The sequence below is a fragment of the Microcoleus sp. w2-18bC1 genome (genome assembly GCF_036700365.1).
Classification (GTDB): Bacteria; Cyanobacteriota; Cyanobacteriia; order Cyanobacteriales; family Microcoleaceae; genus Microcoleus.
Genome location: NZ_JAUBOS010000063.1, coordinates 1 through 12,572, shown reverse-complemented (window position 1 = coordinate 12,572; position 12,572 = coordinate 1). Strand labels below are relative to the sequence as shown.

The window sequence follows — 12,572 nt, the reverse complement described above, 5'->3', positions numbered from 1 at the left end:
ACAATTAACAATCGAATTAAGTTGATTATGCGACAAAGATAGGGATTTTATAACGCCAGATAACTTGTGATAAGCTGATGCACCTCAGCTTAGTTTTTACTTTTTTTATATAGCATTACTCGGAAATCTCTGCTTCAAAACAGGCATTATCGGACAAGGTTTTTGCTCCTGTAAATTCTCTGGTTTGTTCCAAGTAAAAGGCCCTTTTTTCTCCGCCGCCATCCACAGCAAGCTTTTTGCTCGCGTCATCGCCACATACAGCAGTCGAAACTCTTCGGCTGTTTTCAAATAACCTGCTTGTTCCCAGGCTTCGCCTAGATTTGGTAAAGGATATTTTTCGTGCAAACTTGCTCGAATTTGTGCTCGTGCTACCTCTGCTAAAGTGAAATCTCCTAAAAATCGGGTTTGTGGCAAAACTCGCAAATTTCCGGGGATGGTTTGTTCGTGCAGAAACGGCAAAAATACACAATCCCAATCCAGTCCTTTGGCTTTGTGCATGGTAATAATGGTTAGTTGACCTTTGCTGGTATAACGTTCTTCTATTTTGTCGTCTGCATCCACAGGTTCAAATCTTTCGGAACTGACAATTTCGCTTAGTACGCCCAAAATATTGTGCATTGAATTGTTGCCGGCTGTTTGGATTGCTACCCGTTCTGCTAATTTGTCGGCGGTGGCTAATTCTGTTTGGTCGTATTGCAGCGCTAAGGCTAAGAATGAAATGATTTGGTAGGGTGGCAGTTCTAAGCTAGCTTGCAGCAAACCGCAGCAAAAATAGCGACATTTGCGAACGGGGTCTGACTGCTGGGGGTCTAGGGGGCCTGGGTAAAGGAATTGTTCGGGGCTAGTCGCAAAAGCATTGTAGTCTTGTTTGGGGATCAGTTGCCGATCGCTCAAAATCTTTAACGCTGCTTTCAGGTAGTCTGGAGAGTGGGGGCGATCGAGAAATTGCAGCAGTGTTAAGATTTCCCAAGGTACTTGAGAATGTCTGTCGCGTTCTCCCACATCCTCAATTTTAATCCCGTATTTACGCAAATCAAAGCTTAATCCGTGTTTCTGAGGATTTTCTAGCACTTCTTTGATAAACTTACCTTGTTTGTTTTCCCGCACCAAAATAGCCATCGATTTCAGATTTTCTAAGGGCAATTTTGCACTATTTTCCCCATCGCTAGCTTCAGAACCTGATTCGATATTTTTGCCTATCCCAAATTCAAACTCTGCAGGTAAAAATTCTTCTACTAACTCAATTACCCGCTTGCCAATTAACTCAACTGTATGGTAAATATCGCGGGGAGTATGCAATTCTAAGCCTCGACCAATGGGAGCCGGATTTGCATTTTGCTGCGGGTCAGTGCTGGGTACGGGCTTAATAGTTTGGTCGCGAAAAGGCTTTTCATGTTTCGCTAATTCCGAACCATTTACCCATTGCAACATAAAGTTAGCCGCATCGATAATTACTTGGGTGCTGCGGCCGGCACCGTCCATTGTAGCTAACTTATTCTCTACTTCGCACTCATCACAAAATTGGTTAAAATAAATCGGGTCGGCGGGAGTGAAAGTAGAATTAATCGCTTGATTTGGGTCGCCAACTCTGATAAAATTGGGAGGTAAAGTAGGATGATCGGGATCGATCGCCAATGTTTCCAAAAGCCGAGTCTGCAAAGGTGTAGAATCCTGCGCTTCGTCCTCAAAAACAGCAAATACTTGCTTTTGCTCGATCGCCCTCGCCTTCGGATTGTCCAACACCCGCAAAGCTGCTAAAATCATTTCGTCGTAATCGATGAATTCCCGACTCCTCAACAAAGCCTGATATTTTTGATATAAACCCCCAGCTACCGCTAAAATCTCATAACCGTCCCCACTATCAAGAGCGCTCATTTCTAACAACTGTTCGGGAAATAAACCAGAAGATTTCGCCTCGTGAATCACAGTTTTAGCTACCTGCGGCAAAATTTCTGTCCGCAAAACCGATTGTCGCCGCAGCCTCTCCGTTTCCTCTCCGTCGAATTGCTGTCCTTCCAACAAAACTTGATATCGGCGGGGATTTTCCGCAATCCAAAGTTCTACACAGGTGCGAATTAATCGGTGACTTTGAGTAGGAGTAACTAAGGTTGAATTTTCTAAATTTAAACCCGACAAATCAGGATGGCGCATCGCAATATTCAAAGCTAAACCGTGCAAAGTGTGCACCGCAAAACCGCCTTGAGATAAAGACAATTGGGCCAATCTTTCCCGAATTTTAGCTTTAATATTAGCAGCAGCCGATCGCGTAAATGTCACGACAATTAACTGGCGACGGCTGTGAAGCTGGTTGCGGGCGATCGCAATTGCCGACGCAGCAGCCATTCCCGTAGACTTCCCGGCTCCCGGAACCGCCGAAACAGCAAGGGGGCCGCCTTGCCAATCCGCCATGTCCTGCTGGCCCGCACGCAAGCTTTCGCGAATTTTAAGGCAAGCTTGTTCTCGCAAAACTGCCGCAGAGTCTAACCCAGAGGAAATGTTGCCAGGGCGATCGATATTGGTTGTCGATCGCATAAAATCAGAATCAAATTCATCAGTCATTATTACATCCGCGTTTATCTGCGTTCATCTGCGGTTAAAAATAAAAAAATCTGCAACCTCTACCGTTTCCATTTCGGTATCGGCTAAACTAACGCTATCTATTCGAGCTTAAATTAAAACCAGCATAAAATTCAATACCCAAGCCTTTTTTAGAGGAGTCACCCAAATGAAAACTCGCCTCAAAATCAATTCCCCGCCCCACAAGCCAAACCCAAACCCAGCCAACAACAGCACAACTCGTTTTGCTGTTGCGGTATTCTTAACTTTATCTTCCACAATTGCTTTGCCTAGCTGCGGAGGAGCTCAAACGTCCAGCAGCGCTCCAGGCGGCGCCGATTCACCCAGCATCCGTGAAAACCAAGTTACCGCATCGGCTCCACAATCAGCACCAGCACCCGAGCCAGCAGCCCAGAGGTCAAAAACTTCTGGTGCATCAAAAAAAGCAGCAGAAACAACCGCAACCCGTCCCCAACTGATTAAAAAAGCCGAACTCAGCGTAGTTGTCAAATCTATTGACGCCAGCACTAAATCTGTTACCAATATTGTCGAAAAACAGCAAGGCGATATCTTGGGTTTCCAAAATCAAAAGCCGCCGGATTCGAGTGTCCGCCAAACCGCGTCTGTGGAGATTCGCGTGCCTCAAGAACGGTTAGAAACTACTTTAGACGCTTTGGCAAAACTCGGAACTGTAGAGAACCGTGCTCTGACGGCTGAGGATGTTACCGATCAATTAGTTGACAATGAGGCTAGGCTGCGGAACCTTCGCAAATCGGAGGAAATGGTGTTAAAAATTATGGAGCGATCGGGTTCTGTCGGTGATGTGCTCAAAGCTGCTCAAGAGTTGAGCAATATTCGGGAGTCGATCGAACGCATTGACGCTCAGTTAAAAAGTTTGCGAAATCAAGTAGCATATTCGACTATTAGCTTAACTCTAGAAGCAGCAGTATCGGCTCAACAAACTCAGGAACCTTCTCTAGGTTTGCGGGTACAGGAAACTTGGGGGAAAGCAACTCATTCTGTGGGTGAATTGACGCTAGGTTTGTTTGGTTTGGGTATTTGGCTGTTGGCTTACAGTCCTTATTTTCTGTTAATTTGGGCTGCGGTTTACGGCTTTAATCGATTTAAGAAACAGCATTCTGTTCCGCAAATTCAAGAACCGAAACCGCCTCAGTAGTCAGTAGTCAGTAGTCATTAGTCATTAGTCAGTAGTCATTAGTCATTAGTCATTAGTCATTAGTCAGTAGTCATTAGTCAGTAGTCAGTAGTCAGTAGTCATTAGTCATTAGTCAGTAGTCATTCCACCCACATAAAATTTATCTATTGTGGAACAGCTGGAGAAACCGTTATTAAAACCAACGACAACTAACAACAGTCAACAGTCAACAGTCAACTGCCAACAGTCAACAGTCAACAGTCAACTGACAACTGCCAACTGACTAATCATCAATTTGCCATCCATCTTTGGTATAGTCTTCATCCACAATCTTTTTCGGACGCATCACCAGAACAACTCGGCCCAAAATAGGAATATCCGGGGATTGTTCAAACCAGTACAATTCTAAATTGCCAGCGTTATCGGCGAGGAAATAACTGTCAGCATCCCACTGTCTGTGGGATCGATCGGCAATAATCAAAACTTCTTCAACTTTGCCTTGCAGCGGTACCGGCAATTGATCGCTCATTTCCAAAACAGCCACCGGATCTTCAGCGTTCAAAATTACCTGCCATCCGGGAATCGCCACCCAAGCTCCGGCTCCAGAAAATTTTACCATTCGGAACGGCTCGATTTCCTCCGGCAAAGGCACTGCCAGCAAATCTGTCGTAGAAAGCGGCAATTTGCCGACAACCGGGACAACGCGCGGCAATTGTTCTTCGGTATCCAGCCGATAGACGGGCAAGCGGGGCGCTTCCCGTCTGGAAACGACGGTAAAATCAACGAGCAACTGCTCGATTTGCGCCCTAGCGGTTGGGCTGCTAGCTAATTTTAAACCGCGAGCAATTAAGCGCGATCGCTCTTGCAAATCGCTTTTCTGTCTCGCTAATTGCCAGCATTGGTAAGCCATAGCATCGCCGGGAGTGTCTGTGAACCCTTGGGGGAGACTCCCGAAGTGCGAAAACTCCTTGATCGCTTTAGCAACTTGGCGAGCATCGTCAACATCCAAATTGTGGGTTAGCATCAAAGCAGCGGCCCCGGCACGCTCTACTTGAGAGAGAATCCGAAACTCGTATAAGATATCGCTACCTTTGCCTAAAAAGTGCGATCGAACTTCCTCTGAAGCCCCAGCATTTACCATGCTGGTGTAAACTTGGGCTGCTACGCTTACTTGATTTTGCTGAATTGGCTCAAAACCAGTTTCTTCAAAAATCCTTTGAGAGTTGTAGCCAGCTTTTAGCAGTGCTGTGCAGGCCTGTCCCCACTCTACCCAAGTGCCTTCTTTGCGGCGGAGCGATCGAATTAACTTTTCAGCATCCACAGCATTGGTGGAGGGTGCAGATGCAGGAGGGGAGGAATCTTGCGGTGTATCAGTCATAATTGAATCAAAAACTAGCGCTAAGTTATGTGTTATTGGATACCGGCAAGGCTCGTGTCGCGGCAGAGCGATAGATTAATAGTAAGTGAGTTATGAGACTATTGTTACAGAATAGTTGCTCGCCTAAATTTACGAAGGGGAGTTTATCGTATTGTTATGGATAATGCCATTTCAGAGCTAGATCAAATTAAACGCCAGCTCATGACCCTACACAGACCGAAAAAGCCCAAAATGCTGGTAGTAGACGACGAACCAGACAATCTGGATTTACTCTACCGCACTTTCCGACGAGATTTTAACGTTCTCAAAGCTGAGAGCGGAATTCGCGCCTTGGAAGTCCTCGGCATCGAAGGCGAGGTCGCCGTGATCATTTCCGACCAGCGGATGCCCGAAATGAAGGGAACGGAGTTTTTGAGCAAAACCGTGCCCCAGTTTCCGAATACGGTCAGAATTATCTTGACTGGTTTTACGGACATTGAAGACTTGGTAGATGCGATTAACTCAGGACAGGTTTACAAGTATATCACCAAGCCTTGGGACCCGAACGAATTGAAAATGGTGGTGCAAAAGGCAGCCGAGACTTATGAAATTCTCAAGCAGCGGACTGAGGAATTGGATCGCGCCCAAACTCAAATACAACTGTTAGCAACAATCATGCAAACGGCTGTGGATTATCCGAGTTTGGAAGCAAGTTTAGATCCAATTGCTACTGCTATAAGTGATAATTTTTTGGCGGACTCTTGCATTTTGCAACTGGTGGAAGGAAATGTTTTAATACCAGTCCAAGGCAGTCACACCACTGGTGCAACTGTGGAAAATTGGCTGGCAGATGATCCTCTGGTTCGAGAAGCAATTACCTCTCAAACAATTCAGGGTGCTGTGAATATTGCGCTCGACACCAACCTAGCGAGTCTGCCGCACTATCAGAAATCCGGCATTCAAGCTCACCTGAGCATCCCGGTGATTCACAAAGGTCGATCGATCGCCCTGATTTCCATGCAGTGGAAGCAACCTTGTTCCCTGCGCCCCGACGAACTCACAACAGTTCACCTCGCCGCTCAAGAAGTTGCTTTGGTATTGACGAGTTTTCAGGGTCATTAGTCATCAGTCATCAGTCATTAGTCATTAGTCATCAGTCATCAGTCATCAGTCATCAGTCATCAGTCGGCTCTGTGTCTTGAGTCGAAAATGATAGCCAACCAATGATTAAAGACAACATATCACCGATCGCTAACAAATAAAAAAGCATTAATGACTGGCGACAGCATGACATGAATGGACGGATTAATTATTAGTTCCGGCTGACAAATCACCTTTTCCCAAATCACTTTTTCACCTTTTTCGCAATGACAAATGACCAATGACTAATAACGCCGAAGAAATTAAAACTATATTTAATCGAATTGCACCAGTTTACAACCAATTGAACGACTGGTTGAGCTTTGGGCAACACCGGATTTGGAAGCAAATGGCGGTGAAATGGAGCAGTGCGGGTCCCGGAAATACTTGTTTAGATTTGTGCTGCGGTAGCGGGGATCTAGCTTTGTTGCTGGCCAAACAAGCAGGGCCGACCGGTTGCGTATTTGGAGTAGATTTTTCTGCCGAACAATTGGCCGTGGCGGCCAAACGCGCGATACCTTTTCTCACCCCTATAAGTCCCATTTCCTGGGTAGAAGCTGACGCCCTAGACTTGCCTTTTGCTGACAATTACTTCGACTGCGCCACAATGGGTTATGGCCTACGTAACGTGACTGACATCCCCCGCAGTCTTCAGGAATTGCACCGCGTACTCAAACCCGGTGCCAAAGCAGCTATTCTCGACCTCCACCGCCCCAGCAATTCCCTAATGCGGAGCTTTCAGCAGTTTTATCTAGACAGTCTCGTAGTGCCCATTGCTCAGCAATTTGGAATGACTCAAGAATATGCTTATATTAATCCTAGTTTAGAAAAATTCCCGATCGGCCAGGAGCAAGTCGCGATCGCCAACAAAGCCGGATTTGCCACCGCCACCCACTACCCCATTGCCGGAGCTATGATGGGAGTATTGGTATTAGTCCGTTGACTGTTGTCAGTTGTCAGTTGTCAGTTGTCAGTTGTCAGTTGTCAACAGTCAACAGTCAACAGTTAACAGTTAACAGTCAACAATCAACAATCAACAATTCCCAATTCCCAATTATTGATGAATCCCTCTGACATTTGGCTGTTGTTGGCCCCACCTGTAGTGGGAGGAATTATTGGCTATTTCACTAACGATATAGCTATCAAAATGCTGTTCCGTCCCTATCGAGCTATTTACATCAAAGGGCGGAAGTTGCCTTTCACTCCAGGCTTGATCCCCCGCAACCAAGAGCGTTTAGCAAAGCGAATTTCCGACACAATTATGGGTTCGCTGCTGACGCCACAGGAACTGCAAAACTTAGCGCGCCGCCTCCTGCAAACCGAGCGGATGCAGTCGGTGATTCTCTGGTTGTTGCAGTTGGCGCTGGATCAGGTAAAAGCAGACGCAGAGCAAAAAACCGCTAAAATTCTCGCTAACATTTTGCGAGATTTGCTGGGGGAATCTGTGCCACGAATTCTCAAAGTTTTGGCACGCCGGGAAGATTTTTTAGAAGCTCAGCTAAATCAAATTTTTGATCAAGTTTTGCTGGAGATTCAGCTAACGGAAGCTCAGGCGGCTCAGCTTGCTGAGTGGTTGTTGCAGGTAGTAATACCACCGGAAGTGCTGCGGCAGGCTTTAATTGACTTTTTGACGGATCGCAATATTTCGATCATCGATGAAGGGTTTCGAGAAAAAACCAGCGGCACTTATTGGGTAGTAGCAAATTTGTTTGGTTTGCGGAACACTTTAACTCGGCTGCGGACTTTTTGTCTGGATGACAGAGAAGCCACAAATCAGCGCTTAGCAGAGTTAACTATTTCTTTGGGGATTCGCGGGCGAATTCAGGAATGGCTGCAAAATTTGTCGATGCAAAATTTACCGGTTTCGACTGTGAGACAGTTGCGAAAAACTATGCGCGACAGTGTTCGCAGCTATGTTCAACAGCGGGGTACAGATGTACTTGAGGGGTTGAGCAAATCTATTGACTGGGAAAATATTTCGCGGTTGATTCTCAATCGCTTGCAAACTTCAGCGGTGATGAGCGCTTCCCTGGAAATTGTCAGCAAAGAACTGGCTTTGGTTTTAGAGCGTTATTTAGAGCGGGATTTAGAAAATATTGTAGCTCAGGCTATCCCGATTTTGAATATTGACCAGGTGATTGTCGATCGAGTCAAAGGTACTTCTCCTGAAGAGCTGGAGTTAGCAATTCAGGGAATTGTCAAAAGCGAGTTGCAGGGAATTGTAAATTTAGGAGGCATTTTGGGCGTTTTTGTCGGCTGTTTGCAGACAGTTGTGCTTTTGCTTCAGCGGTGATGTATTTCGGCAGTTGTGAGATATTTGTTGTAGTCTAATATTCACTCAACTTGCGCCCAAAGTACCAAAAACCCGGTTTTTCCCTAGTATTTGCTACCTAAGCCAGAGGATTTTTGGTATAAACCGGGTTTTTGTGACCCAATCCTAATTTACTTATTTTCTAAATCTATGCCAGCCCCCAATTCGGACGATCGCACAAACATCCCCAAAAACCCGCGCAACCTCAGCCGCCAACAATACGAGCGTTTAACCGCAGAAATGGCCACTCCCTACCGGCCTCTGCGACAGTTTGTTTACGTAGCTTGTGGCGCTTCGGGCTTTATCGGCGGCTTGGTTTTCCTCGCTAAAATTGCCTCTGGCCGGGAAATTGGTTCTGCTTTGCCTAATTTTGCCATCCAAGTCGCAGTTGTGGCCCTGATGGTGTTCCTGTTTCGCTGGGAGCAGCGCGCCGAGGGCCGATCCCCGAAGTCGAAGTAACAAAAATTTACAAATCGAGACAAATATCTATGTGACGTAAGGAAAAGTTAGAAATATAAAGAAATTATTATGAAATCCTGGTTTACCAGCGATCCCTGTAATGATAATGATGTGGGTTCAATTGGGGTCAGCAAATTTAAAGGCCCTAATCATAAACCGCTTGTAATTCGTTCAATTGGGGTCAGCTTTCATAAAGACCCTAAATATATAAAATAAATTTAAGCCCAGCGCCAGCCTTCACTGATAGAAGAGCTGGCGTTCGGCATTTTGATAGGCTCAGGAGCTGGGGAGATAGAATCAGTAGGGTGTGCACCGCGTACAGAGTCAAAATCCCGTACTAGGGCCCGGAACCGAGTTTTTTGCCTAGCATCCGATACAGGTAATACCAGTTCCCAAAAATCATGCAACTCTTGGCCGATGCTGGAAACCACGATCGTCCTCACTAATCCGCAAATCTACAATCTCAAAGAGGCCAGTAGCAGCGCCCGGAACCGAGTTTTTTGCCTAGCATCCGATATAGGGAATACCAGTTCCCAAAAATCATGCAACTCTTGGCCGAGGCGGGAAACCACGATCGTCCTCACTAATTCGCAATTCTAAAATCTAAAATCTAAAATGGTATAAGTGCTGGGGCGATCGAATAATTTGGCATTTGCCGAAGACCTGAGCCTGGGCAGTAACTAATGAGATGTGTCAAAGTCGAAGTAGAAAAAGATGTTAGGAGATTTGACTATGGGTCGATCATTTTTCAAAAAGCGGTGGACGTTATTTTTAGCAGCAGGCGCGGGAATTGTATTTTACAGTAATGCTGCGGCGGCTGCCGAAAAGGTAGTGCTCAAATACAGTGCGATCCGAATGACTTTACCCGTCAGCGAATTAGAAATTTTTGCAGAAACTGGGCAAATGTCGCCCGCGTTAGAAATGCTGCTGGGAAAAGCAAAAAAAGACCCGGAAGCGGTTCGCAACAGTCTGACGAGACCAGTGAAAGTCAGTCAAAGCTTTTTGGGTCGGACGCTTAACAGCAAGGTTGGCGAAATAATTCTCGATGAAGTGGGTCAGGTAATTCGCACTCCTTCTGGGAATGCAAATCGAGAAGCTTTGAGATCTGCCTTGGTGCTGTCTGCAACTAATGATAACGAGATTACCCTGCTGGAAGCGATGAAGAATTATCCTACTCCAGAAGTTTATGTGGAGGGCGATCGCTTAGTTGAAGCTTACGGCAAACTTGTAGCTTTGTCAGAACAATTGGGCGGCGTTTCAGAACGGCTGCAAGACATTTTGAACAAGATTCGTCTGCCTCGATTGTAGTGGATTTGGTCAAGGATGGTTGATTGCTTGGAGCGATCGCAGAATGTTGCTGAACCTGCATCAATTACAGGGGAGTTACATTTTTTTGTGCAAAATTTGCCTAATTTTTACACGAGTTAAAACAAAATCTAACTCCACCCAAGCTCCAAACCTCACGGGAATCTGTCATTCCTAATTCTAAAATTAAAAATCACAAATCAGATAACTTCGCTGTCAAATCTTTCTCTGGATAGATGTTCGACATCTTACAAAAAATTTATAGAGAAAGAAAACTTTTTTAAAAAAAAATATTTAAAGTAAAAAATGCGGGTAAGAGCTTGTGTATCACCCATAAACTGAAATACGATCTACTGGACATTGCAGATTCTCTATCTTAAAATATATAAATTCTGTCAGGGTCAGGCGCTTGCGAAAAAACGGCTTGTCATTAGTAAGCTTGTTATACAAAAGATGCCATTACACAAGGTATTAGCAAAAGATCTGGATAAAAAACGCTGATACTGCATTCATTAACACTTCCATTTGATCAAGTTTACTTACTGGGTAAGACTAGCAACATGAACAACAATCCTATTCGTTCAAAAGACCGTTTCTTGGTTTTCGGTGCTCCGGCGATCGAAGATGCTGAAATTCAAGAAGTGGTGGCAACCATGAAAACAGGTTGGTTGGGTACAGGCCCTAAAGTCAGGAAGTTTCAAGACGAATTCAATGCTTACAAGGGTTCCCAGTACGCGATTGCAGTCAATTCCTGTACGGCGGGACTGCACTTGAGCGTCCTCGCTGCTTGCTTGGAACCGGGGGATGAAGTCATTACTACTCCGATGACTTTTTGCGCTACAGTAAATGCCATCATCCACGCCGGGGCAACACCAGTATTGGCGGATGTAGATCCGGTGACAATGAATATTGACCCGGCTCAAGTCGAAGCTAAAATCACTTCAAAAACTAAAGCAATTTTGCCGGTTCACTTCGCAGGTCGTCCCTGCGATATGGATGCGCTTTGCGAGATTGCTCGCCGTCACAACTTGAAGTTAATTGAAGACTGTGCTCACGCGATCGAAACAGAGTACAAGGGACGGAAAGCAGGCACATTTGGCGACTTCGGATGCTTCAGCTTTTATGTCACCAAAAACATTACGACCGGGGAAGGAGGAATGATTCTGGCCGCCAGTCAAGAAGACGCCGACAGGCTCAACATTTTAGCGCTGCACGGTATGAGCAAAGATGCTTGGAAGCGCTTCAGCGACTCGGGTTACAAGCACTACCAAGTGGTGGAAGTCGGTTTTAAATACAATATGATGGATCTGCAAGCTGCGATCGGCATTCATCAATTGAAACGAGTCACGCCTTATTGGCAGCGTCGGGAGCAGGTTTGGCAGCGATACAACGAAGCATTTGCGGATTTGCCGATTACTTTGCCAGCCAACCCCGAACCGGATACAATTCATGCTTATCACCTGTACACCATTCTGGTAGATGAAGCCAAAACTGGAATCAGCCGCGACGAATTTCTCGACGCTATCAATGCTGAAAATATCGGTGTCGGCGTACATTATATGAGTATGCCGGAACATCCTGTCTATCAAAAAATGTTTGGATGGCATACCGAAGATTATCCGAATGCTGGCTACATTGGGCGGCATACAGTTAGCTTGCCGATTTCGGCCAAATTAACAGATGCAGATGTGGAAGATGTAATTGCTGCTGTTAAAAAATGTTTGGCGATCGGCAAAACTAAGAATCCAGCTTTTGCAACAGCAGGCTAAAATCCTGAAATAGTTTGCCATACAAACATCCTAGCTGTTTTTGAAGAAAAGCAGCTAGGATGTTTTTTAACTCCACAACGCCCTTTGGAAGGTAATGATCTAGCAACCTTTTCGGTTCCACCGGAGGTTTTTAATAGCCCAAACCATTGATTTTATTGCATTTACCTTCTGATTCCCCCCAAGGAGGGAGCAGGGGTGGCGAACTTCTTCCTTGTTCCTTCTGCTATACCAACTCCGGGTTTAATACCCGGTCGATGGATTTGAGATTTGAAATTTGAGATTTTAGATGCCACAAAAGCGGCCTGTACCATTTTCCGTTTGATCGGATGCCCAGATGAGTCAGACCTGATCCGCGGCCGCGATCCGGGAGCTTGTACTCTGGATATTTTCGGTCAGTGATTTTAGTACGTAATATCCACTAGGAGAGTAGGTGTAGCAGCAATTTCAAGAGACTGTTGGCGAATTAAAAAAGGGTGAAACCAAACATCCCATAATCATGGAAAAAAAACTACAATGAGG

9 protein-coding genes are annotated in these 12,572 nt (G+C 45.5%); 7 read left to right on the top strand and 2 right to left on the bottom strand.

Going from position 1 to position 12,572, the window contains the following annotated elements; genetic code table 11:
* Positions 1-105 precede the first annotated feature (105 nt).
* Positions 106-2,559 carry an ATP-dependent helicase gene (locus QT979_RS23450; RefSeq protein ID WP_333311841.1) on the bottom strand — a complete coding sequence of 818 codons (2,454 nt, stop codon included), beginning with the start codon at positions 2,557-2,559 and terminating at the stop codon, positions 106-108.
* 166 nt (positions 2,560-2,725) lie between these two features.
* Between QT979_RS23450 and QT979_RS23445 the strand changes: the two genes are divergently transcribed.
* Positions 2,726-3,733, top strand: coding sequence for a DUF4349 domain-containing protein (locus QT979_RS23445; RefSeq protein WP_333213006.1), 1,008 nt, complete (start codon positions 2,726-2,728; stop codon positions 3,731-3,733).
* A 262-nt stretch (positions 3,734-3,995) separates the two neighbouring features.
* Here the strand turns inward: QT979_RS23445 and QT979_RS23440 are convergent, their stop codons facing one another.
* Positions 3,996-5,090 (bottom strand): RuBisCO accumulation factor 1, encoded by a 1,095-nt coding sequence (locus QT979_RS23440; protein WP_333311840.1) that lies wholly within the window; start codon positions 5,088-5,090, stop codon positions 3,996-3,998.
* A 156-nt stretch (positions 5,091-5,246) separates the two neighbouring features.
* Between QT979_RS23440 and QT979_RS23435 the strand changes: the two genes are divergently transcribed.
* From QT979_RS23435 to QT979_RS23410, 6 genes are all read left to right on the top strand, one after another.
* Complete coding sequence (locus QT979_RS23435) at positions 5,247-6,191, top strand: response regulator (RefSeq protein WP_333213008.1); 945 nt, start codon at positions 5,247-5,249, stop codon at positions 6,189-6,191.
* 259 nt (positions 6,192-6,450) lie between these two features.
* On the top strand, positions 6,451-7,152 hold the full coding sequence (gene ubiE, locus QT979_RS23430; RefSeq protein ID WP_333213009.1) for a bifunctional demethylmenaquinone methyltransferase/2-methoxy-6-polyprenyl-1,4-benzoquinol methylase UbiE: 702 nt from the start codon (positions 6,451-6,453) through the stop codon (positions 7,150-7,152).
* A 117-nt stretch (positions 7,153-7,269) separates the two neighbouring features.
* Positions 7,270-8,502: a DUF445 family protein gene (locus QT979_RS23425; RefSeq protein WP_333213010.1), complete on the top strand. Its 1,233-nt coding sequence runs from the start codon at positions 7,270-7,272 to the stop codon at positions 8,500-8,502.
* Between the two features lie 168 nt (positions 8,503-8,670).
* Positions 8,671-8,979 (top strand): DUF3493 domain-containing protein, encoded by a 309-nt coding sequence (locus tag QT979_RS23420; RefSeq protein ID WP_333213011.1) that lies wholly within the window; start codon positions 8,671-8,673, stop codon positions 8,977-8,979.
* Positions 8,980-9,711: 732 nt separating this feature from the next.
* The gene (locus tag QT979_RS23415; protein WP_333311839.1) at positions 9,712-10,287 is read left to right on the top strand and encodes an alpha/beta hydrolase; all 576 of its coding nucleotides are present in this window, start codon (positions 9,712-9,714) and stop codon (positions 10,285-10,287) included.
* A 557-nt stretch (positions 10,288-10,844) separates the two neighbouring features.
* Positions 10,845-12,053, top strand: coding sequence for a DegT/DnrJ/EryC1/StrS family aminotransferase (locus QT979_RS23410; protein ID WP_333213013.1), 1,209 nt, complete (start codon positions 10,845-10,847; stop codon positions 12,051-12,053).
* Positions 12,054-12,572 lie beyond the last annotated feature (519 nt).